We start from the raw sequence: 21741 nt of genomic DNA, 5'->3' as shown, positions 1-21741 counted from the left end.
GTGCTCGTGGCCGACAGCCGGAGAGGGGATATGGCCCGCGCCGCGATGGGGTCCGTAGCCGGGGGAAGCCGCCGACTCGGGCAGATCCCCGTACTCGTAGTCATGGCCGTACTCGCTTTCGCGACCACCCCTGGCTATGGGCCGGTTGCCTGCCCCGTTCCAGTCGCCGGCAGTCTGCCGGTCAGCGGCTCCCATGCTGTCTCCCTCGCGGTTGTCCGTGCCCCCTCCGGACCGGGCCTGCGCGGCGGCTCTGGGGAAGGGTACGGGAACGGCTGTGTCGTAGTCTCAGCCCGATCTCCGCGAGACCGTCGGGACCCTCTTTGCATCGCGTGTGGATCACGAACCTGTTCACCGGCCGCATTGTCCGCACCACCCACGGGTGTGTGCTGCGAGACTTCCCGTCGCCATGGTCGCGATGCCGGTCCCGAGGTGGCGCGGCGGTGCGGGACGGCTGACGTCGTCCGGCTCGTCGAGGGTGCCCAGGCGCTGACACGTCGGTGAAAAGAGCGCTTGCGGTTGCTTTACGGCCGCGAGGGGTGTTCAGGCTCGTCGGCGGACTGAGCCACCACGGAAGAGGGCCATCGAGACGCCGCAGGGTCAGCCTCCGGGGTCCGGTTCGGTTTCACTCTTCCTCTGTGCTGCGTCAAGCACGCCTCGGTTCCCCCCAATGAAGTGGCCAATCTCATCCTATGGAGGGGCAAAGAAATCCCTTGCGGCACTGCCGGTTCTCGCGCCTCGGAATTACGTTCCTCCCGCACCCTGTCATGTCGCGTTCACTCGGCATGTGGGGCCAATTGAATGTCATGCTCGTGACTGCTCGGTTCCACCACCGCTACGCGCGTCACGGGCCTGCCCATCCAGTGCGCATCCCCACGTCAACCGGAGGCAGAACCCCATGCGTGAGTCGCACCAGAGCAAGCGGAGACGGAGTCTACGAAGAACTTCTCGCCGTCTCCTTCCCCGCCCTCACCCTCACCGTCGCCGGACTCGTTACGGCACCGACGGCCGGCGCCGAGCCCGCAGTGGCCCACCCGCACACCACCAAGGTCGCGCGGAACGACAAGGCGCTGATCGCACCCGAGCGCCAGACGTTCCACTCCACCGGCAAGGCCGGTCAGGAGGTCCCCACGACCCGCCTCTGCGCCACCGCCGAGCCGGGCCACGCGTCCTGTTTCGCCCAGCGGCGCACGGACATCAAGCAGCGCCTCGCCTCGGCGCTCGCCGCCGCGGCCCCCTCCGGCCTTCCCCCGGCCAACCTGCACAGCGCCTACAACCTGCCCTCGACGGGCGGCTCCGGTCTGACGGTCGCCGTGGTCGACGCCTACAACGACCCCAACGCCGCCGCCGACCTGGCCACCTAACGAACCCAGTTCGGCCTGTCCGCCTGCACCAAGCACGGCGTCCACCGCGGGCACCTATCAGGTCACGGTCACCGCGAAGGACTCGACCGGAGCCTCCGGCTCGACCTCCTTCACCTGGACGGTCGGCTCCGGCGGGGGCGGCGGCTGCACCTCGTCCCAGCTGCTGGCCAACCCGGGCTTCGAGTCGGGCAGTACCGGCTGGAGCGCGACCAGCGGTGTCATCACGACCGACAGTGGTGAGGCCGTGCATAGTGGCTCGTACAAGGCGTGGCTGGACGGCTACGGCTCCTCGCACACCGACACGCTGTCCCAGTCGGTGACCGTCCCGTCCGGCTGCAAGGCAACGCTCACGTCTACCGGGTCTGACACGAAAATAGAGTGAGTCGTGCAGGTCAGCTCGCTGTGATGGGATCGAAGCGGAGGGTCAGTCCGAGGCTGTTGGCTTCCTTGATCATGCGGCGCATGGCGTGTTGCGGGTCGCGTCTGGTGAAGTGCTCGGCGCCGAGTTCTCGGTAGGTGGTTTGGTCGTGCAGGACGTGCCAGGCGGCGATGGTCAGCTTGTGCATGACGGCGACGAGGGCACGTCTGCTGTCGCGCCGTGATGCCAGACGGCGGAAGAAGACGCCGAGGTAGGTGTCCTTTTTCTTGACCGCGACCATGGCTGCGATGCCAAGAAGGCGCTTGAGGTTGCTGTTGCCCGGGCGGGTGCGACCGGACTTGCTGACCCCGGCTGACTCGTTCTGGCCGGGACAGACGCCGGCCCAGGAAGCAAGATGGTGGGCGGACGCGAACTGGGCCATGTCGCCACCAGTTTCGGCAAGGATGATCTGAGCACCCAGGCGGCCGATCCCGGGGATGCTCTCCAGGTTGATCAGGTCCTGCTCTCGGCCGGCCACGAGCGTCGCAATGCGCGCGTCGAAAGTGGCGATCACGCTCTTCCAGCGGTCGATCTCATCAAGGTAGTGCCGGTCCATGAACGCGTGGTGGCTGGTGAACTCGCCGTCCAGAGCATTGATGAGGGCGGGGATCTTGTTTCGGGCCCTGCCGCGGGCGAGATCGGCCAGTACTTCGGGATCTCTCTCGCCGCCGATGAGGGCTTCCAGGATGGCTCGTCCGCTGGCGCCTGTGATGTCGGTGAGGACTGCGGAGAGTTTCATCCCGGTGTCCTCGAGTTCCTTCTCCAGCCGCTGGGCTTCCCAGCCCGCGGCCCGGACCAGTTCGGTGCGGCGCCGCGTCAGATCCCGCAGTTCGCGGATGTCCCGCTGGGGAACGAAGGAGGCCATCACCATCCCGGAGGCGCCGGCCCGGGCAAGGAAGGCCGCGTCACTGGGGTCGGTCTTGCGTCCCCGGATCCCTTTCAGATGGGCGGGGTTGACCAGCATCAGGTTCAGATGCGGCTGCAGCAGATAGTAGACACCGCGCCAGTAGTCCGACGTCGCTTCCATGACCACTACCTCGACCCGGTGTTCGAGCAGCCAGGCCAGCAGACGCCGGACCTCGGCCGTGGTGGTGCCGAACCGCTCGGTCTCCAACGCCCAGCTTCCGGCCCGTTTCGTGGAGGGAGCACGGACGCAGGCCAGCAGGAATCGCTTGCCCAAGTCCACCCCTGCGGCGCGTAAGTGGATGACCTCGTCCTTCACGTTCTGCATCCGGGGCATCGCGCGGTCTCCTCCCTCTTGGCACGTTCCTGCCCGGCGGGCGCCCCGGAGGAGCCAAGGGTGATGGCGGAGTCTGACACGCGTGCTCCGGGAAGCGGGAGCAATCCGCCGCCCTGACAACAATCCGTGGTCCCCTCGTCGGCCCCCATCGCCATCCTGTAAAACAAGCTCGCCCGCATCGCAGGCCCATCGGCTGACCGGGACACCCAAGGCCCATTTTCCCGTACCCGAGATGATCAGCGCAGCGATCCCGCCCACCTGTAAAGCAGTCTTCTCTCTTCGATCGAAAGGGCCGCGCACAGCGCGGCGGCGCCGGCCGTCGCCCGGCGCGGCCTCGCCTCCATGTCTGCGCCACCGGCGGACGCGCCGGTCGCCGTCCGCGCCCACACGGTGGGGGAATCACAGGTCCGGGCTGGGTCAGGGGCGGTTGCGCGGATTGCCAGCGGAGAAGGCACAGACAGCCTCCGGCGGGGGCGCTCAGACTCTGGGATGGCGGCAACCCGGACGGCGACCGCGGGCCGTGCGTGGCCGAGGTGGGGAGCTGCCATCGGGGCCGCTATGGTTCCTGCCGGAGGCCAGTTTCCGCCCCAAAGCCTCGAATCGCCGGGCGCGTTGGTGAGCCGGCCCGCGTCAGGGCAGCTCCTCACCTGTGGCCAGGGCATTGGCAGCCGGCCGCTATGCGGCAGGCCGATGGTTGCGTCGCTGGTCAGTATGATGCGGGAGCGCGCAGGGGGCGCGTGACCGGAGGTCAGGGGAGCGGGATGGCGGAGGCCGAGTGGCGCAGATTCGGGCCGGGGCGGGTGTGGCTGGCCGTGCTCGCGCTGGACCTGGCCATGAGCGCGGAGGCCTCGTACATCTACCTCGAAGTAGTCACGGACGGTGGGGTATCGGGGGCGTTCACCGGCCCCTACCTGTCGTGGACTGCGCTCGACGTGCTGCTGATCGGCTCGGTGCTGGGGACGTGGTGGGCAGTGGGGCGGCGGGCAAACCATCCGCAGACGGTACGGGCGGGGATCGCCGTGGCGGTAATCCGGCTCATCCTGATGAGCTTCCCTGTCGCTCTGCAGCTGTCGATGGAACGCTGCGGTTGCTGACCCCGGGCAGTCCCGGGTGTGCGACCAGAAGCGCGCCCCGATGGACGGTCCCCCGTCGACTCAACTCGGTCATTGAGTAATCCGATCTCCGGACGGCGATACCCCAAAGGGGAGAAAATCGGGTCACGGCTGTCCGGCTGACGTCGCGGAGTCTTGGCGCCACCGGAGCCCGACATTGAGTAGGACGCTGGGGACCCTTCGTCAGGCACCCGGAAGTGTTGCTTCGAGCATGTGAATCAGATTCTTCTGCCTGCTCGGTCCCCGTCGGACGGCTGCTGCACGACAGCCCACCGCACGAGGGGAGGACCGGGGCATGGACGTGGTCCACGAACGATGCGCCGGAATCGACATCGGCAAGGCGGACGTGAAGGTCTGCGTCCGAGTCCCGGGACCGGGCAAACGCCGCCGCAAAGAGATCCGTACGTTCTCCACCATGACCCGCGATCTGCTGGCGATGCGGGACTGGCTGCTCGCCGAACAGGTCACCGTGGTCGGCATGGAAGCCACCGGCTCGTACTGGAAACCCGTGTTCTACCTGCTGGAGAACGACATCACCTGCTGGCTGCTTAACGCCCGGCACATGAAGAACGTGCCCGGCCGCAAGACCGACGTTGCGGACTCCGAGTGGATCTGCAAGATGGTCGAACACGGCCTGGTTCGACCCTCGTTCGTCCCGCCGCCGGCCATCCGCCAGCTCCGCGACCTGACCCGCTACCGCACCGAGGTCATCCGTGAACGGACCCGCGAGGCCCAGCGGCTGGAGAAGCTGCTGGAGGACGCGGGGATCAAACTGTCCGCGGTCGTCTCGGACCTGCTCGGCAAGTCGGCCCGTGCCATGCTGGAGGCCCTGATCGCCGGAGAGCGCGACCCGGAAGTCCTCGCCGAGATGTCCCTGGCCAGTATGCGAGCCAAACGCCAGATCCTTGCCCAGGCTCTGACCGGCCAGTTCACCGACCATCATGCCTTCCTCGCGCGCACCATGCTCGACCGAATCGACGCGATCAAGGCGACCGAGGCCCAGCTGAGCGAGGAGATCGCCCGCCAACTCGTCCCGTTTCGCCGCCAGATCGAGCTGCTGATCACCATCCCCGGCGTCAGCACTCGCTCGGCGGAGATGATCCTGGCCGAGATCGGCGCGGACATGGCGCGCTTCCCGTCGGCCGCCCATCTGGCCTCGTGGGCCGGGATGTGTCCGGGCAACTACGAGTCCGCCGACAAGCACACCTCCGGCAAGTCCCGGCCCGGCGATCCATGGCTGAAGAATGCGCTCGGGCTCGCCGCCACAGCCGCGGCCCGCAGCAAGAACACCTACCTCGCGTCCCGCTACAAACGCATCGCGATCCGCCGCGGGAAGAAGCGCGCCCTGGTCGCTGTCGGCCACACGATCCTGACCTCGATCTGGCACATGCTCACCAATGACGCCGAGTACACCGACCTCGGAGCGGACTACTTCCTCCAGCGAACCGGCCGCACGCGGCAGACACGGCGCCTGGTCAGCCAGCTCAACATGCTCGGCTATCAAGTGTCCCTCCAATCAGCGGAAGCGGGGTGACCTGCAGGAAGGTTGGATTTTCGAATCAGACTCCAACCGCCCCGACCGTGCCCGTGGCGTGCCCGACCTGAGGAGATCCCGTACTCCTCCGTCTCGGGGACGTGGTCGCCGTTAAGTTCCCTCACCCAGCCGGGGGCCTGTTGGGCACGTTCCAGGTCGAACAGCCTGGTGCCCAGTACGTCGTCGAGTTTCACGCGGCCGTGGACGGCTGGGACGACGCGCGCGGCCGGGTTGAGGCGGGTGAGGGTCGCCCGCAGTCGGTCGGCCAGCTCCTTGTCGACGAGGTCGAGCTTGTTGAGGACGATGACGTCGGCGAACTCGATCTGGTCCATCAGCAGGTCGCTGACGGTACGTTCGTCGTCCTGGTACTGATCCAGGCCGCGCTCGACGAGCTCGTCGCCGCTTTCCAGCTCGGGCAGGAAGCCCGCGGCGTCGACGACCGTGACCATGGTGTCCAGGCGGGCGATCTCGCCGAGGGTGGCGCCGTCGTCGCGGGTGAAGGCGAAAGTCGCGGCCACCGGCATGGGCTCGGAGATGCCGGACGACTCGATGAGCAGGTAGTCGAAGCGGTCCTCGCGGGCCAGCCGGTCGACCTCTTCGAGCAGGTCGTCGCGCAGGGTGCAGCAGATGCAGCCGTTGGTCATCTCAACCAGGCGTTCCTCGGTACGCGACAAGGCTGCCTCGCCGCCGCGCACCAGGGCGGCGTCGATGTTGACCTCGCTCATGTCGTTGACGATGACCGCGACGCGCAGTCCTTCGCGGTTGCCGAGGAGGTGGTTGAGGAGGGTGGTCTTGCCCGCGCCGAGGAATCCGGACAGGACGGTGACGGGCAGTCGGTCGGAAGCCATCAACGATCATCAGTCCTCGGGGCGCAGCAGCCCGCGCTCGTACGCCTTCACCAGCCGCTGCGGCACCAGGTACGGGACGCCGTCGACGGTGATCGGCACGAGTGTCGGCGTGGCCGCCTTCCACTGGGCGCGGCGGTGGCGGGTGTTGCTGCGGGACATCTTCCGCTTGGGAACGGCCATGGGGTCCTCCTGGATAGGTGAGCACCAGAAGGCTGCATGAAAATGAATCCCATTTGTAATTGGCTGCCCTGGTGTTCAGGCAGGTTGCGGGGTTGACCTCCTGGCCCCCCACCGTCGGGTGCGGTAGCTGCCCGCCAGTCGGCAGGCGGCGTAGATGGTGAAGGAGATCGTGGTGACGTAGGGGCTGATGGGGATGCTGCTGCCCAGGGCGAGCAGGATGCCGCCCTCGATGGAGGCGACGGCGAAGACCACGCTGAGCAGTGGAAGCAGCACCGGAGACGCGGTGACGCGGGCGGCGGCCGCGGCGGGAGTGACGAGGAGGCTGAGGACCAGCAGGGCACCGACGACCTGGATCGAGAGGGCCACCGCGAGGCCGAGCGTCAGCATGAACGCGAACGACAGGGCGCGCACCGGCACGCCGCGGGCCTCGGCGACGTCCGGGTCGGAGCTGGCGAAGGTGAGCGGTCGCCACATGGCCATCAGGGCGATGAGTACGACCGCGGAAGTGCCGAGCAGCCAGGTTGTCTGCGGGGTGTCGACGGCGACGATCTGGCCGGTGAGCAGGCCGAACTTGTTGGCGGCACGGCCCTTGTAGAGGGCGAGGAAGAGCACGCCGAGGCCGAGGCCGAAGGGCATGAGGATGCCGATCACCGAGTTGCGGTCCCGGGCGCGCACGCCGAGCACGCCGATCGTGCCGGCCGCGAGGAGCGAGCCGGCGATGGAGCCCACCACGACGTTCGTCTCCAGCAGCAGCGCGGCCGAGGCGCCCGCGAAGGACAGCTCGCTGATGCCGTGCACCGCGAAGGGCAGGTCGCGCATGATGACGAAGACGCCTGCCAGGCCGCCGATCAGGCCCAGTGCGGCCCCGGCGATGAGGGAGTTGCGGACCAGTGCCAGCAGTTCGCCGTAGTTGTCGAAGCTGAAGATCTGGTGCCAGATCCCGTCGGCGAGCGTCATGGCCGTGCTCCGTCGATCTCGTGGACTTCAAGGGGGTCGCGGGTTTCGTGGGGGTGGTGCGGTTCGACCGCCGGCTCGTCGGGTGCGCCGACGACCACAACGCGGCCGTGGACGCGGACGACGTCGACCTGGGTGCCGTACAACTGGGACAGCGACTCGGAGGTCAGGACCTCCTCCGGTGTGCCGACCCGGTAGCCGCCCGGGGCCAGGTACAGCACCCGGTCGACCAGGCCGAGTACGGGGTTGATCTCGTGGGTCACGAAGACCACGGCCGTGCGGTGGGAGCGGCGGCGGGCGTCCACCAGCTCGGTGACGGCGCGCTGGTGGTTGAGGTCGAGGGAGAGCAGCGGCTCGTCACACAGCAGGATGCGCGGATCGGTCGCCAGGGCCTGGCCGATGCGTACGCGCTGGCGTTCCCCGCCGGACAGCAGGTTGATGGGCACGTCGGCGTAGCCGGAGGCCCCTACCGACTCGAGGATCTCGTCCACGCGGCGGCGGACCGCCGCCGTGCGCAGTCGCAGACCGAAGCGGTGCCCGTCGATCCCGAAGCGCACGAGGTCGCGGGCGCGCAGCATGGCGTGCGCGGACAGCGCTGCTTGCTGGGGGACGTAGCCGATGTGCCGGCTCGCTTCGCGGGGCGGCCGTCCGAGGACGGTCAGCGTGCCCGCGGACAGCTGCTGCCGGCCCAGCAGGGCCTTGACGAAGCTGGTCTTGCCCGATCCGTTCGGGCCGAGCACCGCGAGGAACTCCCGGGCTCGTACGTCGAGTTCGAGGTCCCGCCACACCACGCGCGGGCCGTAGGACAGTGCTGCGCCGCGCAGGCTGATCACCGCGGGGGCGTCGGCACCGCTGGCCGTCGGCCTGTCCTGACGTGCCCTGGGGTACGGGGGCCATGGTCGGCCGCCTCACTTGTCCAGCGCGCCGGCGAGCGCGTCGACGTTGGCGGTCATCCAGCCGAGGTAGTCCTTGCCCTTGGGCAGGGTCTCGGTGACGGGGACGACGGGGGTACCGGCCGCCTTGGCCGCGTCCTCGACCTTCTGGGTCTGGGGTCCGGACGTCTGGGCGTTGTAGACCAGCGCCTTGACCTGCTTGCCGCTGTACAGCGCGAGGGTCTCCTGCAGGATCTTCGGGGAGACGTCGTCGCCCTCCTCGATCGCCGCGCTGTACTCCTTGGGTGTCTTGTTGACCAGGCCGCTCGCCTCGGTCATGTACAGCGGTACGGGCTCGGTGATGCCGATGGCCTCGCCGCCGTGCTTCTTCTTGATGTCCGCTTCCTTCGTCTGAAGCGGCGTCAGCTTCGCCTTGAAGATGTCCGCGTTCCTGGTGAAGGTGGCCGCGTCCGCGGAGTCGGCCTTGCGCAGGGCGGCGGCGATGCTGTCGGCGATCTTGGCGACGGTGGGGAAGTCGTACCAGACGTGCTCGTTGAGCTCGCCGCCCTTCGGGGCGCTCTTGCCGGAGACCTTGACCGCGTTGATCACCTCGGCGGAGGAGTTGCTGCTCTTGAGCATCCGGTCGACGAAGTCGTCGTAGCCGCCGCCGTTCTCGATGACGACCTTCGCCTTGGACAGCGTGAGCTGGTTCTGGGTGTTGGCCTCGTAGGAGTGCGGGTCCTGGTCGGGGTTGCTCATGATCGACGTGACGTCGACCTTGTCGCCGCCTACCTGCTTGGCGATGTCGCCGTACACGTTCGTCGAGGCGACCACCGGGATCGCGGACGAGGACTTCGCGCCCTGCGAGGTGCTCCCGTCGCTTGAAGAGTCCGACGAGCTGCCGCAGCCGGCCAGCACGGCCAAGGAGGCCCCGGCTATCAGCGCGAGAGGTCGGGACGAGGGCGTGCGCATGGATCCTCCACGGCGGGTGTGAACAGGAAGGTCTTCGAGTGTGGGCAAGTCGCCTCAGTCCGGTCCGGACCGGCTACGCGCACCACGCTAGATGAAAACGAATGTCAACACCATGGCCGGATCTAGCTGATATGAAAATCGTTGCCAACACTTGACCGGCGCCGCGAGCCCGCTGCGGACGGGCGGCGCGATCGCGTGACGGGCAACCGTCACAGACGCCCGTGAGCTCGACGGCATGTTCCACCTCGGCGAAGCCGGTGGCCGCTGCCGTGCCGTCCGCCCAGTGCTCGACGGCCTCCGCCTCCACGACCCGGCTGAGGCCGAAGCGGTGGCACACCCGGTGGTGCCGGCGGCCGTGGGCACCACCGGGTGTGCCCGACAGGGCCGTTCGCCGGTCCGGTCGCGTACGACGTCGACGCGCCCGCCCCGCTCCAGCGCCCGGAAGGTCCGGTAGACGGTGGTCAGCCCCACCGTGGTGCCCTCGGCGGCGAGGGCCTCGTGCAGCTCTCGCGCGGAGACGAGCGGGCGGATCGCACGCGGACTGCCGTCCTGCGTGTGGTCACCCCAGGCGCCCACGCCGGCAGACCGCCGCGCTGCCCGGCGGGTTGGCGTGGTGCCATGCCCGCCGGACAACGCGGGAGCCCCGCACTCAGCAGTCGCGGAACTCCGGTGACTGGTTGAGGATCTGGGCGCGCAGCGAGGTGAAGCGGGTGTACGTCTCGCCGCCGCGTGCCTCAGGGGAGAAGGCAGCGACACGGTGGCAGTTCTGGAAGGCCAGGGCGACGCCGAAGTGCCGTTCCAGGCTGCCCCGGATCGCCTCGCTGGACAGCGCCCGCAGCAGCTGCCCACGCTCCTTCTCGGAGGGCGGCGGGGTCTGGTTGTCGGCGAACTCCGCGGTGCCGGAGCGTAGTTCGGCAGCCAGGCGGGCGATGAGGTCGTAGGCGTACGGCAGGGACGTGCGGACCGTTTCGACGAAGTCCTGCTCCCGCACCTCACCGTTCTCGGCTTGGGCGAGCAGCCGCGGGGATACGTCAAGCGACATGAAGGGCTGTCCTGTTCTGTGGTCGGATCTTGAGGGGGTGGTGATCAGACCAGTGCGGTCAGTGCTTCGGGGCCGTGCCGGAAGTCGGGGTCTACCTGGCCGGCGAGGTCCTGGCCGGTGGCCTCGTCGGCCCAGGCGCCGGCGTTGCGCAGGTGGAAGTCGACGGCGTGCTTCTGGAAGGCCGCCCAGTCCTTGGTGCGCGCATCCACGGCGGCGCGCAGCCGGTCCAGCGTGCGGGCGTTGTGCGGTTCCAGCTCGCTGTGGCCGCGGCCCTGCTCCTGGGCGCGGACGTACGAGGACTGTTCGCAGTGGGCGACGAGGTCATTGCCGACGTGGCCGCGGAGGAAGTCGAGGTCGTCCTCGCCGGTGACCTTGTTGCCGACGACGCCGACCGGGATGCCGAACTCGGCCGCGTGGTCGCGGTACTGGCGGTACACGGAGACGCTCTTACGGGTCGGCTCCACGACCAGGAACGTCATGTCGAAGCGGGTGAACAGACCGGAGGCGAAGGCGTCGGCGCCGGCGGTCATGTCGACGACGACGTACTCGCCGGGGCCGTCGACGAGATGGTTGAGGTAGAGCTCGACGGCGCCGAGTTTGGAGTGGTAGCAGGCCACACCCAGATCGCTCTCGTCGAAGGCCCCGGTGACCATCAGCGGGACGTCGCCGACCTCCTGGACGTGGTGGGCATGGACCTCATCGTCGCCGAGCAGGCGCAGCAGGCGGGAGCCGCGACCGGGCGGGGTCGTCTTGACCATGGCGTCACGGGACGGGATCCGCGGGTTGGCGCCCCGCAGGTAGTCCTTGATCTCACCGGTCCGCGCGCTGAGCGGCGGCGCGGTGAAGAGCTCGTCCTCGTCGAGGCCGAGTGCGTACGCCAGGTGCTGGTTGATGTCGCCGTCGATGGCGACGACCGGCGCGCCCGCGCGCGCCAGGCGGCGGGAGAAGAGGGCGGAGAGGGTGGTCTTGCCGCTGCCGCCCTTGCCCACGAACGCAACACGCATCTAGCCACTCCTATTGGAAATGGATGTCATGAGCATAGGCTGGTGGTGCGCCAGGGCGGAGTCAAATCACACACGCCCCAAATTGCTGGTCGTGGAGACGGGTTGGGGTGCGCGTGGCGCAAACATGGGATCTCTTTGAACATCGGGAAGGAGACGCGGAGACGAGCGATGCTGCAGGCGGCTCTCACGGCTGTCGCGGCGCCGCGACCGGGCAGGTGATGGACGGGCTGCGCCGCGCTGCCCGCGGCTGCTCTCGCGGGGTCATGGTCTCCACCGACTGCCTGGAGAGGGTGCTGCACTGCCGGAGCGGCCGCGGACTGCATGCCGCCGTGCAACCCTCGGGCGCACCGTCGGCGGCCAGCCAGAAGCGGGTGTCGTCGAAGGCGAGGCGGGAGACCTTCTCCGGGTAGCCGGACGTGGTCAGTTCGCCGCCGTCCCGTGCCCGCCAGATGTGGATGGATCCTCGGGCTCGGGGTGAGCGGTTGCGTCGAAGGCCGTCTGGTCGAAGTCCGCTGGTCTGACGACGAGTTGCCCGAACCGCTTGCCGGCGCGACGCGAGTCCGCAACCGCGACAGCATTGACGGCCGTCCACGCGGGTACCTGCGCAAGTCCGGCCTCTTCCGGGTGTGGATGCGCGAACAGGCGCACGCGGGGTTTCTGTCCGGCGGGACCAAGTCCTCGTGGTAAGACCACGGTGAGAACAAGACCCGCCAGCCCGATGGAGAGAGTTCGGTTGAGGGCACAGGACGCAAGTGCACCTGAAGGTCGGCCGCGAGCGCGACTGGATCCAGACCAGCCCTGCCCGCCGCAGGCTTCAGCTCCTCGCCCAACCGCGGATCCACCCATTTCCCCGGGCCCGCACAGCTCGTTGCCTCCGCTGCTCGCCCCTGACTTGTCCTGCAGAGCAGTGGGGGACAGGAGTGGACGGTGAGAAGGGGGGCAGTTCGGACACTAGGGTGTCCCGTCGAACGGATCTCGCTGCAGGGCCGTGTGCTGAAGCGCGAGGTGCCTGATACCCGGCAGGTCCCACGACCTCTCATCCTCGGAGCTGGTGTGCAGAAGACCGACGAACCAGCGACAGGGATGGAGGCGGCTGGCGCGGCCGCCCCGGTCCCGCAGGCTGCTGCCCCGCTTACCGCACGGCTTCGTCCCGTGATTTTCGTGCTGAACTGCGCGGTCGTCCTCCTCAACCTGGTCCTCCTCGTCGTTCACGGGTGGCTGGACGACCCAGTGGTTCAGGCGTGGCGGACCGTGTGCCTCGCCGTCACCGTGCAGGCTCTGCCCTTCCTGCTTCTGGGAACAGCCCTGTCCGGGGCGATCAACGCGTTCGTACCCGCACGGGTGTTCAGCAGCGTGCTGCCCAAGCGGCCTGCTCTCGCCGTCCCGGTCGCCGGACTGGCCGGGGTCGTGCTGCCGGGCTGCGAATGCGCGTCGGTCCCGGTCGCCAACAGCCTGATCGGCCGCGGTGTCACCCCAGCAGCCGCTTTCGCGTTCCTGCTCTCGGCGCCCGCCGTCAACCCCGTCGTGCTCACCGCGACGGCCATCGCCTTCCCTGGCAATCCCGCGATGGTCCTGGCCCGGCTGCTCGCTTCATTCGCCACCGCTGCCGTGATGGGCTGGCTGTGGCTCTGGCTGGGCCGCGAGGAGTGGCTCCGGCCTGCTGCGCGGCACACCGGTCATCAGCCGGGGCACAGCCGCTGGCGGGAGTTCCGGCGCGGCTTTCAGCACGACTTCCTGCACGCGGGAGGCTTCTTGGTCCTCGGAGCAATGGCAGCGGCCACCTTCAACGTAGCTGTTCCGCGTTCGGTCCTCGACGCCTTCACCGGTTCACCCTGGCTGTCCGTCGTTTTCCTTGCCGGGCTGGCCATCCTTCTCGCGGTCTGCTCGGAAGCCGACGCGTTCGTGGCGGCCTCACTGACCGGGTTCTCACCCGTGGCCCGGCTGACGTTCATGGTGGTCGGCCCGATGGTCGACCTCAAGCTGATCGCCCTGCAGGCGGGCACCTTCGGACGTGCCTTCGCAGCCCGGTTCTCCACCGCCACAACCGTCGTGGCGGTCCTGTGCAGTGTCCTGGTCGGAGGAGTACTGCTGTGAAACGGCCTTTCCAGATCGTCGTGCTCGTCCTCGGCGGAGTCGGTCTGTTGCACGCTTCCCTCTTCACCGACCTGTATCTCAACTACGTCAAGGCCGGCATGAGGCCATTGCTGATCGCCTCGGGAGCACTGTTGCTCCTGCTGGGTGTAGCCGAGGCGTGGTCACACCGAAAGCCGGACGAGGGCAGCGCACACGCCGAACAACATGGCCACGAACCCGCAGGCGAGACCGGCCATGGTCACAGCCACGCTTCCGTCCCGCGCGTCGCCTGGCTGTTGTTCCTTCCCGTGCTGAGCCTGCTCTTCTACGCACCACCCGCCCTCGGCGCGTACACCGCCTCCCGGGAGACGCCCCAAGAGGTCACGCAGCAGGAACACTTCGACGCACTGCCGCCGACCTCACCTGTCCCGATCACACTCACCGATTTCACCCGCCGGGTGCAGCAGGACCGTAAGCGGGCGATCAAGGGCCGCACTGTCGAGATGACCGGATTCGTCACGCCCGACAAAGAGGGCAGCGGCTGGTATCTGACCCGGATCATCATCTCGTGCTGTGCCGCGGACGCCCAGTCCGTGAAGGTGCGCATGTACGGAGCTGTGGCCCTGCCGGCCAACACCTGGGTGTCTGTCCTGGGGACCTGGCACCCTGCCGGGGTGCTGGGTACATCGACCGCCTCTGCTGCGCTCGACGTCGGCTCGGTCAGGAAGGTCGCCCGGCCGGTCAACGGCTACACGGATGCTCTTCCGCTGCCGACCACCAGGTGAACCGGTCGCAGACGGTTCGCAGCCTCACGGTTGAGGGCATCGGATCATGATTTGGATACAGCCACCTGATCGGCGCATCGCTCAGTCATTCCTGCTGACGCAGTGCTTCAGCAGGTCGGCGGTGATCGGATCGATGATCCGGTAGCGGACCACCCGCCCGTCCTTCTCGCCCGCCACGACGCCGGCGGCGCGCAGGAGTCGCAGGGCCTGGGATACGGCGGGGTCGTTTATTCCGGTCGTGATGGCGAGGTCCGAGACAGCGAGCGGACCCGCCTGGCGCAGGGCCATCAGGAGGGCGAGGCGCCCGGGATCGGAGAGAAGGGAGAACCGCTCCGCCCAGGCGCGGACCTGGTGGGGCTCGCCGATGGCGGCGACGGCGTCGCAGACCCGGTGGTCGTCGATGGCGCGACGGTCGGCGCGTTCGGCGGGGACGAGATGCATAGGAGGCATCCTCGCAGGTGGCAGTGTGATCTTGCATACCTGCGCAGCTGTGCAGGTATGCAGGCGTGAGTGGTCGCCCGTACGGTGGACGGGCCGTGGTGTTCGGGAAGACCGGTGACAGCCCTTCGTGGTTCGAGGGGGTCAGGCCGGAGCGGCCCTCGCCACTGTGATCGGGGAGTTTCCGTCCCAGTTGTGCATGGTCACTGTTCGCCCCCGGGCGGACGGGAAGGCCGGGACGAAAGACGCGCGCACCCGTAAGCCAGGAGACCGGCCACGGCACTTCACGAAGTGATCCACGAGGTGCTGGAGCGTGACCGTATGACCCTGCCCATCGGGCCTGACGTGCCCACGGACTTCGTTCCGGCGCTGGGGCAGTTCCTCGGCTCGGCCGCCGGGCTGTCGCCGGCAACGGTGACGCGGCTGACGAAGCAGTGGAGTGATGGCCATGCCGTCTTCCAGGCCCGCGATCTGTCGGAGTGCGACTTCGTCTACGTGTGGGCCGACGGTGTGCACCCCAAGGTCCGCCTCGGCCAGGCCCACTCGTGCGTCCTGGTCCTGCTCGGGGTCCGCCTCGACGGCACGAAGGAGTTGATCGCGCCGGCGGAGGGGCTGCGGGAGTCCACGGAGTCGTGGGCGGACCTGCTGCGGGACTGCCGTCGCCGGGGCATGCGCGATCCCGAACTCGTCGTCGGCGACGGCGCGATGGGGCTGTGGCGGGCCCTGGCGGAGGTGTTCCCCGCAGCCAGGCAGCAGAGGTGCTGGGTTCACAAATCCCGGAACGTCACGCATGCCTTGCCGAAGTCCGCCCAGCCGGGCGCGACCAGGGCGATGCAGGAGATCTGCAACGCCGAGGACCGCGCCCATGCGGAGAAGGCGATCGAGGCGTTCGTACGGACCTACGGCGCGAAGTTCCCGAAGGCTGTCGCGAGAATCACCGACGACGCCGAGGAGCTGTTGGCGTTCTACGACTTCCCGGCCGAGCACTGGATTCACCTGCGGACCACCGACCCGATCGAGTCGACGTTCTCCACGGTCAAGTTGCGGACCGAGGTCACCCGCGGCGCCGGCAGTCCGGCCGCGGCCCTCGCGATGGTGTTCAAGCTCGTCGAGTCCGCCCAGGAACGCCGGCGCGCGATCACCGGCGCCCACCCTCGTCGCCCTGGTCCGCTTCGGCGCCGGCTTCGAGAACGGCATCCTGGTCGAACGACAGGATCAGGCCGCGTGAACCACCACGACACAGCGCAGGACGAGCCGGACGAGCACGTCCGCTTCTGGGCCTACCTGAGCGAACTGGAGCAGGTCACTGAGGCCGACGAGGCGACCAGATCCGCGAAGTCCTCACCGACCCAGTCCAGACGATGGCCCAGTCCGCCGTCCTGCGACACCTAGACCGCCGAGCCGCCGAACTCCACGCCGGACCCGCCTACGAGTCCTGGCTCGAGATGATGACCCGGGCCACGACGCGCTATCCGTTTCTGGCCCAGCGCCTGCGCGAGTGGTCCCTCATCCGAGCCGTCACGCTGGGGCAGCCGTGGCATCCGGACGCTTTGCTCGAGTCGTCAAACTGGCTCCAACTCAAAATGGCCGAAGCGTCGAACGCCGCCGCCCTTGAGATCCTCGCAGACGGCGGTCGCACCAAACGGATCCGCAACACCGCCCGGACCAGCCTGAAGCAGCAGAGCCGACGCTGAACCGCACACCAACATCCACAAGTCTTGACTATTACTCTTCGGTTTCTCTGCGTGGGCTGCGGGCTGACCGGCAGCGCGTCGACGACGACCAGGCGGTCAGCGGCGACGTGCACCCGCTGCTCCGTGCCGCTGCTGTACGACCGCCGCACGATCCGCACCCAGATGCGGCCCGACGGTGTCAGCGACACCTCACCGTCCTTCTCTTCGATGACGCCTTCCGCCATGGCGACGGACCGCCCGACGCCGAAGCCGTAGACGACGGTCGCCCCGGGCTTGACGTCGACTCCCCGTGCGTCAGTGATCGTCACGACACCACCTCTATGTATTGGTCGGTCGTCGGTCCGCCGTCGCCGGGGATGACGATCTGGACGTTGCCGCAGCCGACGCGAGGTACCAGCCGCGCGCGGTCAGTTCCTCCGCGAGCCGGCGCCATATCTCGCGGGCGTCGTCGCCGCTCATGACCACTCCGCATTGCACTTGAGGCAGATCAGGACGGGGATCTGACTGCCGTCACCAAGCTGCCGGGAGACGGTCACCGTGTCGTGCGGCTTGCCGTCGGTGCACATCAGTCGCTCTCCTTGATCCATGCGGCGCGTACCGGGGTCAGCCGTCCGTCCGGCTCCCGGTCCCACCAGTACGCCTTGCCGAACAGCCACACGACGCGCAGGCGGTCATACATCGCCTGTCACCATCCTTCGTTGAAGTGGGGCGCGTCCGCGCTGAGATAGATGGTGTCGTCCAGGGCGCGGGCTACGACCCAGCCGGCCCGCGGGTGCAGAACCTTCGGGGCGTGGCAGTGGCGGCAGAGCCAGAAGCGCCACCCCTTGCGTGCCCAGTCGTGCGGGGCGACGTTGACGCCGTCGCTGTCTCTCATGGTCAAGGCGCCTTCCAGGGTTGCGGGTTGCGTTGAAGGCCCGGCGGCTGTCAGTGGCGCGGGCTAGGCTGCCGGGCCTGAACGTGAGCAGGGGGACGAGAGATGAAGACAGTGGATCTGAGCGACGAAGAGCCCGGCCCTAAGAGCAACCCGATCTTCATAGACGAGGCGGCCGGTTTCCGGCGGGAGAACTGGCTTGAAAAACTGGCCATGACTGGGACAGTCCTCGCCCTTGGCGCGGGGCTGTCTGGGGCTATCGCGGTCCTTGGTGACTCCGGCAAAAGCGCGACAAAGGAAACTCAGGATCCGCTCGACACCTCCTGGGTGCCATGGGTGGCTTTTGCGCTCGGGCTCCTGCTGATCGTCGCCCTCGTCGCTTACCTGGTCGTGCGCCGGCAGTACATGGCCAATCAGAACAAGGGATACGCGGCGAAGCTGAAGGCGCAGGCGCAGTACCACAAAGAGGCTCTGGAGAAGCTGCGCAGGGCTACGGAGCTGAACACCCTGATGGAACTGAATCAGGATCAGATCGGCGACTATCACAAGATCGTCACCGATCAGGCGGACAAGGCGTTCAAGTCATCCCGTACGGCGATGTGGGTCGGGCTGGTCCTGCTTGTCGCCGCCGCCATCGGCGGGGTGAAGGTCCCGCTCGAAGAGATGCGCTGGTTCCTCGGTGCTCTCGCGGCGTTCAGTACACTGCTGTCCGGCTACCTCAGTAGCACGTACATGGTGCTGTACCGGGAGTCGATCAGTCAGCTGAACCGGTACTTCGATCAGCCGGTACTCAACAGCTACTTCCTCACCGCTGAACGGCTTGTAGCCGGAGCCAGCGCCGATCCCGCTTTCGCGCAGGCGGTGCGGCAGCAGATCGTCAACGAGGTTCTGGCGTCCAGCTCGCGCCTGACCGAGAAGCCCGCAGTGGCTGCGCCGGCCGTCGACAGCGAGAAGCCGAAGAAGAAGCAGAAGCGCATTCCCAAGCAGGCGCAGGCCTCCGTGAACGGTCAGTCGCTTTCCGGGACTTGATCGAGTAGCCCCGCGTCGTCCAGTGCTGCGAGCGCCCGCGCTGCGGTGGCGTCGGGAAGCACGATGTGCCGCCCCTGAGCGGCCAGCCGTTCCCGCTCCGACGCTGCCCACCGGGCCACATGCACGAGGTCGCTCAGCGCCGCCGCGGGGACGCTGACGGCGGGCTCGGGCGGGCAGCCGCACCCTTCGCCCTCCGTGTGTCCGCAGCCCTCGCCGCGGGTCGTCCACCGCGCCCCGTTGGCGTCTTCGTGCCAGTCCTTGTGCCGCTCGCGCTTGATGCACGGCCCGAAGGTCATGTCCGCGGTGGCTGCGGTCGCCCCGCAGTCGCTGGGACCGCAGCCGGGCCCCTCGCAGTCGTCGCCGCAGAACGCGTGCTCTCCGGCGTCGTGCGCCTCGCCGATGCTGTAGTAGGCGGGCCCGTAGTCGACGGGCAGCTTGTCACCGACGTCGTCCCGGCCGCGGCCGGCCCGCGTGCACGCGGGGCAGATGCCCTTGACGATGCCGGGCGTGTCCGGGGCGGGGATGTGCGACACCAAGCCGCCGATGTCGCGCCACTCGTGCCCGCCCATGTAGCTGCCGCACAGCGGGAGCGGTCGGCCGTGCTCCTGGCCGACGGCACGGTCCCGCCTCCTGTCTTCTTCGACATGATCTCCGGTGGCGGCGGAGGGTCGGTATCCCAGTGGAACGTCTACGACGGGCGAACCGGGCAGCCATGCGCGCGGTGTGCTCCTGCGGCTGGAACGGCCCGGAACAGCGCCTGGACTGGGAAGTGATCGGCAAGCAGGAGCTGCAGGACCGGGAGTTGTTGCGGCGGATGCCTGCGTGCAGGACTGGGATGCGCACACCGCCGAGGTGGAGCGGTCGGCTGTTCACGGCTCTGGTCGCCCAGCTGGAGGCGGAGATCGAGACGCTGGCGAAGTCGTCGCCGCTGGCGGCGGTGCGGGCGGCCCGCCGTCTTTAGGTGATCGCGATGCAGTCCGCGTGATGGCCGGCCCGCGAGGCCCGGCAGGACGGGGACCCCGAGCAGGTGGCGGCAGCGGTGGGCCTGGACGAGGGCGCGGCGCGGAAACTGCTGGCCCGATTCGGCCGCTGGAGCCCCTACCGCGGAGAGTGAAGTCGCGCCGTCCGGAGGCGGCTTGTGTCATCGTGGGCTCCACGTCTGGTCCGTCGCTCCCCCCGTGGTGACGGACCAGACGCGCTGGTTGCCGGTCGCCGAGATCGATGCGGCTGCGGGGACGGTCGGAGGACCTGCGCCGGATGTGAGAGGAACCATGCCAGAGAGCTGATAGGACCTCTACGATGGGTGACCACTCGTGCTGCGCGAGCTCGACGAGCTGAAGCGCGCCGGCCGGATCGACGTGCTGCGCGATGCGGCCAAGAAGGCCGACCGGCGTCTGAAGGGGCTGCGCAACAACGGGGACGTCACCCTCGGTGTCCGGGTCGCCGGCGACGTCCACGCCGTCTTCGAGTACATCGAGCCCAAGTCCGACGCGATGCCGGACTGGCTCGACCTGGACGTGCCGGACGACCGGTTCATCGCCTCGACCCTGCTCCTGCAGTCCCGGCACCCCGGCTCCGCGTGGTACGTCGCCACCAGCGATATCAACCTCCAGACCAAGCTGCACGCCATCGCACTGCCGTTCATCGAACCCTGAGCACCTATCGGCGGGGCTGCGGGGACTGGAGTGAGTATCAGAAACTGCTGCTCAACGCTTTCCGGACGCTTTGGATGCGTGCCCAGGGGATCCGGCGGGCAGTGCGCAGGGGTGCCGTTCACCGCGCAGCATGCCGAGTTGGGGAGACTGGATGCGACCCGCCCCGATCTGGGGTGCGCCCTCAGCTGGGAGGCGATCTACCGGGCCCGGGCACCTCTTCGCTGTCCAGCCTGCGAAGGCCAGATGATTGCCCGGGTATCTGTATTGGGGCTGCGGCACTTCGCCCATCGGCGCCGCTCTCCGGACTGTCCCCTCGCCGGAGAGAGTCCGGGACATCTACTGCTGAAGGCCGACCTCGCGGCCGCAGCCCGCGCTGCCGGCTGGCACTCCGCTTTGGAGGTTGCTGCTCCGCACGGCGGGTGGCGGGCTGATGTGCTGGCGGTCTGTGCGGACGGTCGCCGTTTCGCGCTGGAGGCACAGCTCTCGCCGATCACCGAACGTGAGGTGCGTGAGCGCACCGACCGGTACGCCGCGGACGGTGTGGAGGTCTGCTGGTTTGACGACCGAGACCGGCAGCGGCCGTGGATGACTACGGTGCCGTCCCTGCATCTGACCGGTCCTTCGGAGGCCCCACGCACGGTGCGCGGCGTCATCGCCCGCTACAAGGCGGAAAGCGGCTGGCAAGCAGTCGACAGTGTCAGCCTGAACGACGCAGTCCAGTGGATCCTCGATCGCCGCTTGATCCAGTGCGCGGACGGCCATGTCCACGGTTGAGACGAAGACCACCCGGGGGGCTACAGCGGTGTGTTCTGGACCGCGGCGTCCTATGCGGCTGCGGCGCTCGAGGAGCAGCGGCGCATGCCCGTTGGGAGGAACAGCGTCAGGCAGAGATCGCCCTCTGGGAGAGGCAGGAAGCGGCGAAACAGGCGAAGGCCGCGGCGTACGAGCGGTTCTGGGCGCGGACCGGGATCGGCCCCGGATGGTGGTGGTCCTTCGAGATGATCGTGCGCGGCGCGATGGGCTTCGACACGTTCTTCGGGGCGCCCTCGCCCAAGTACGGAGACGGCCGGCCCCTGTACGAGAGGAAGAGGGGCGGCACGGCCCAGGTCGTGGCGGTGGCGCTCCCGGCGCGGCTGGGCGCCTGGGCGGAGACGACGCCAGTCGTCGTTGACGACCTCGCAGGCCTTGCGCGCATGGCGCAGCTCGCATTCTGCGACGTGAAGGTGCTCCTCGCGGCCCCCGGGACCAACCTCTTCGAGCTGTACTGGGTCGGCCCCGGCACCGTCTACTGACGCACCGTCCTGAGGCGACTTGTCATGGCAGCCCGAAGTCGCGGATCCGCCCCGCGTGACCAGACCCGTGCGGGATGATCCTTATTCCTGAACGCGGCGAAGGAGTACAGCTCATGGACAAGGGGAGGAAGGTCACCGGCGAGTCGCGGGACAAGCTCGGCGCCGACCTGAAGAAGGCCTACGAGAGCGGGGCGTCCATCCGTACGCTCGCGGAAGGCACCGGACGTTCGTACGGATTCATCCACCGCGTCCTCACAGAGGCGGGCACCCTTCTCCGCAGCAGGGGCGGAGACAACCGCAGTCAGCCCGACGTGTGAGGCGCCGCACCGCTCAAGACGGGAACGCCAGCTGAGTAACGGCGTTCATC

At 68.3% G+C, this 21741-nt stretch carries 24 protein-coding genes, 4 pseudogenes and 1 riboswitch; of the genes and pseudogenes, 17 read left to right on the top strand and 11 right to left on the bottom strand.

Annotated features, from left to right (window positions below; translation table 11 throughout):
* Positions 1 to 899 precede the first annotated feature (899 nt).
* Together N4G66_RS46290 and N4G66_RS46285 are read left to right on the top strand one after the other, a co-directional pair.
* Positions 900 to 1361, top strand: coding sequence for a hypothetical protein (locus tag N4G66_RS46290; protein ID WP_449343325.1), 462 nt, complete (start codon positions 900 to 902; stop codon positions 1359 to 1361).
* 76 nt (positions 1362 to 1437) lie between these two features.
* A pseudogene (locus tag N4G66_RS46285) lies at positions 1438 to 1743 on the top strand (hypothetical protein); the annotation flags it as partial.
* A gap of 10 nt (positions 1744 to 1753) precedes the next feature.
* Here the strand turns inward: N4G66_RS46285 and N4G66_RS38115 are convergent.
* Positions 1754 to 3019: an IS110 family transposase gene (locus N4G66_RS38115; protein ID WP_261708875.1), complete on the bottom strand. Its 1266-nt coding sequence runs from the start codon at positions 3017 to 3019 to the stop codon at positions 1754 to 1756.
* A gap of 761 nt (positions 3020 to 3780) precedes the next feature.
* On the opposite strand from N4G66_RS38115, the gene N4G66_RS38110 reads away from it, so the two are divergent.
* Together N4G66_RS38110 and N4G66_RS38105 are read left to right on the top strand one after the other, a co-directional pair.
* Positions 3781 to 4113 carry a hypothetical protein gene (locus N4G66_RS38110; RefSeq protein WP_261708874.1) on the top strand — a complete coding sequence of 111 codons (333 nt, stop codon included), beginning with the start codon at positions 3781 to 3783 and terminating at the stop codon, positions 4111 to 4113.
* A gap of 313 nt (positions 4114 to 4426) precedes the next feature.
* Positions 4427 to 5665, top strand: a complete 1239-nt coding sequence (locus tag N4G66_RS38105; protein ID WP_261708873.1) for an IS110 family transposase — start codon at positions 4427 to 4429, stop codon at positions 5663 to 5665.
* A gap of 68 nt (positions 5666 to 5733) precedes the next feature.
* Here the strand turns inward: N4G66_RS38105 and N4G66_RS38100 are convergent.
* The 7 genes and pseudogenes from N4G66_RS38100 to N4G66_RS38065 form a co-directional block, all read right to left on the bottom strand.
* Positions 5734 to 6513 (bottom strand): annotated as a pseudogene (locus N4G66_RS38100) (GTP-binding protein); the annotation flags it as partial.
* A 9-nt stretch (positions 6514 to 6522) separates the two neighbouring features.
* Positions 6523 to 6693, bottom strand: a complete 171-nt coding sequence (rpmF, locus tag N4G66_RS38095; RefSeq protein ID WP_261708872.1) for a 50S ribosomal protein L32 — start codon at positions 6691 to 6693, stop codon at positions 6523 to 6525.
* A gap of 75 nt (positions 6694 to 6768) precedes the next feature.
* Entirely contained in the window at positions 6769 to 7650 is an 882-nt protein-coding gene (locus tag N4G66_RS38090; RefSeq protein ID WP_261708871.1) for a metal ABC transporter permease, read from the bottom strand.
* On the bottom strand, positions 7647 to 8480 hold the full coding sequence (locus N4G66_RS38085) for a metal ABC transporter ATP-binding protein (RefSeq protein WP_261708870.1): 834 nt from the start codon (positions 8478 to 8480) through the stop codon (positions 7647 to 7649). The genes N4G66_RS38090 and N4G66_RS38085 overlap by 4 nt, the downstream gene beginning before the upstream one ends.
* A gap of 75 nt (positions 8481 to 8555) precedes the next feature.
* Complete coding sequence (locus tag N4G66_RS38080; RefSeq protein WP_261708869.1) at positions 8556 to 9491, bottom strand: metal ABC transporter solute-binding protein, Zn/Mn family; 936 nt, start codon at positions 9489 to 9491, stop codon at positions 8556 to 8558.
* A gap of 649 nt (positions 9492 to 10140) precedes the next feature.
* Entirely contained in the window at positions 10141 to 10533 is a 393-nt protein-coding gene (locus tag N4G66_RS38070; protein ID WP_261708868.1) for an SCO5389 family protein, read from the bottom strand.
* 44 nt (positions 10534 to 10577) lie between these two features.
* Positions 10578 to 11537 carry an ATP-binding protein gene (locus N4G66_RS38065; RefSeq protein WP_261708867.1) on the bottom strand — a complete coding sequence of 320 codons (960 nt, stop codon included), beginning with the start codon at positions 11535 to 11537 and terminating at the stop codon, positions 10578 to 10580.
* A 543-nt stretch (positions 11538 to 12080) separates the two neighbouring features.
* On the opposite strand from N4G66_RS38065, the pseudogene N4G66_RS38060 reads away from it, so the two are divergent.
* From N4G66_RS38060 to N4G66_RS38050, 3 genes and pseudogenes are all read left to right on the top strand, one after another.
* Positions 12081 to 12224 (top strand): annotated as a pseudogene (locus tag N4G66_RS38060) (30S ribosomal protein S14); the annotation flags it as partial.
* A gap of 396 nt (positions 12225 to 12620) precedes the next feature.
* The gene (locus N4G66_RS38055) at positions 12621 to 13631 is read left to right on the top strand and encodes a permease (RefSeq protein WP_391858955.1); all 1011 of its coding nucleotides are present in this window, start codon (positions 12621 to 12623) and stop codon (positions 13629 to 13631) included.
* Complete coding sequence (locus tag N4G66_RS38050; RefSeq protein WP_261708866.1) at positions 13628 to 14395, top strand: TIGR03943 family putative permease subunit; 768 nt, start codon at positions 13628 to 13630, stop codon at positions 14393 to 14395. The genes N4G66_RS38055 and N4G66_RS38050 overlap by 4 nt, the downstream gene beginning before the upstream one ends.
* A gap of 81 nt (positions 14396 to 14476) precedes the next feature.
* On the opposite strand, the gene N4G66_RS38045 is transcribed toward N4G66_RS38050, so the two are convergent.
* The gene (locus N4G66_RS38045; RefSeq protein ID WP_261708865.1) at positions 14477 to 14836 is read right to left on the bottom strand and encodes an ArsR/SmtB family transcription factor; all 360 of its coding nucleotides are present in this window, start codon (positions 14834 to 14836) and stop codon (positions 14477 to 14479) included.
* A gap of 79 nt (positions 14837 to 14915) precedes the next feature.
* Positions 14916 to 15126: riboswitch (cobalamin riboswitch) on the top strand.
* Positions 15127 to 15184: 58 nt separating this feature from the next.
* Here N4G66_RS38045 and N4G66_RS38040 point away from each other — a divergent pair.
* The 4 genes and pseudogenes from N4G66_RS38040 to N4G66_RS38025 all read left to right on the top strand — a co-directional run.
* Positions 15185 to 16061: pseudogene (locus N4G66_RS38040) on the top strand (IS256 family transposase); the annotation flags it as partial.
* On the top strand, positions 16058 to 16225 hold the full coding sequence (locus N4G66_RS38035) for a hypothetical protein (protein ID WP_261708864.1): 168 nt from the start codon (positions 16058 to 16060) through the stop codon (positions 16223 to 16225). The pseudogene N4G66_RS38040 and the gene N4G66_RS38035, both read left to right, overlap by 4 nt.
* Positions 16195 to 16527, top strand: a complete 333-nt coding sequence (locus N4G66_RS38030; protein ID WP_261708863.1) for a hypothetical protein — start codon at positions 16195 to 16197, stop codon at positions 16525 to 16527. Before N4G66_RS38035 ends, N4G66_RS38030 begins: the two co-directional genes overlap by 31 nt.
* Positions 16528 to 16551: 24 nt before the next feature.
* The gene (locus N4G66_RS38025) at positions 16552 to 16782 is read left to right on the top strand and encodes a hypothetical protein (RefSeq protein WP_261708862.1); all 231 of its coding nucleotides are present in this window, start codon (positions 16552 to 16554) and stop codon (positions 16780 to 16782) included.
* 430 nt (positions 16783 to 17212) lie between these two features.
* On the opposite strand, the gene N4G66_RS38020 is transcribed toward N4G66_RS38025, so the two are convergent.
* Positions 17213 to 17401 carry a hypothetical protein gene (locus N4G66_RS38020; protein ID WP_261708861.1) on the bottom strand — a complete coding sequence of 63 codons (189 nt, stop codon included), beginning with the start codon at positions 17399 to 17401 and terminating at the stop codon, positions 17213 to 17215.
* A 102-nt stretch (positions 17402 to 17503) separates the two neighbouring features.
* Here N4G66_RS38020 and N4G66_RS38015 point away from each other — a divergent pair, with 102 nt between their 5' ends.
* Positions 17504 to 18427, top strand: coding sequence for a hypothetical protein (locus N4G66_RS38015; protein WP_261708860.1), 924 nt, complete (start codon positions 17504 to 17506; stop codon positions 18425 to 18427).
* Here N4G66_RS38015 and N4G66_RS38010 read toward each other — a convergent pair.
* Positions 18406 to 18996: a hypothetical protein gene (locus tag N4G66_RS38010; RefSeq protein WP_261708859.1), complete on the bottom strand. Its 591-nt coding sequence runs from the start codon at positions 18994 to 18996 to the stop codon at positions 18406 to 18408. The genes N4G66_RS38015 and N4G66_RS38010 overlap by 22 nt on opposite strands.
* Positions 18997 to 19139: 143 nt before the next feature.
* On the opposite strand from N4G66_RS38010, the gene N4G66_RS38005 reads away from it, so the two are divergent.
* From N4G66_RS38005 to N4G66_RS37985, 5 genes are all read left to right on the top strand, one after another.
* Positions 19140 to 19388 (top strand): hypothetical protein, encoded by a 249-nt coding sequence (locus N4G66_RS38005; RefSeq protein ID WP_261708858.1) that lies wholly within the window; start codon positions 19140 to 19142, stop codon positions 19386 to 19388.
* A gap of 352 nt (positions 19389 to 19740) precedes the next feature.
* Positions 19741 to 20082, top strand: a complete 342-nt coding sequence (locus N4G66_RS38000; protein ID WP_261708857.1) for a PIN domain-containing protein — start codon at positions 19741 to 19743, stop codon at positions 20080 to 20082.
* 111 nt (positions 20083 to 20193) lie between these two features.
* Positions 20194 to 20856, top strand: a complete 663-nt coding sequence (locus N4G66_RS37995; RefSeq protein ID WP_261708856.1) for a competence protein CoiA family protein — start codon at positions 20194 to 20196, stop codon at positions 20854 to 20856.
* Between the two features lie 224 nt (positions 20857 to 21080).
* A complete protein-coding gene (locus N4G66_RS37990) occupies positions 21081 to 21374 on the top strand; it encodes a hypothetical protein (protein WP_261708855.1) in 294 nt (97 codons plus the stop codon).
* Positions 21375 to 21487: 113 nt separating this feature from the next.
* Positions 21488 to 21691: a helix-turn-helix domain-containing protein gene (locus N4G66_RS37985; protein ID WP_261708854.1), complete on the top strand. Its 204-nt coding sequence runs from the start codon at positions 21488 to 21490 to the stop codon at positions 21689 to 21691.
* Positions 21692 to 21741 lie beyond the last annotated feature (50 nt).

The organism is Streptomyces rhizosphaerihabitans (genome assembly GCF_025399795.1).
GTDB classification, from domain to species: domain Bacteria; phylum Actinomycetota; class Actinomycetes; order Streptomycetales; family Streptomycetaceae; genus Streptomyces; species Streptomyces rhizosphaerihabitans.
Note: the sequence above shows the minus strand (reverse complement) of the source record. Positions and strands in the feature narration are given on the sequence as shown.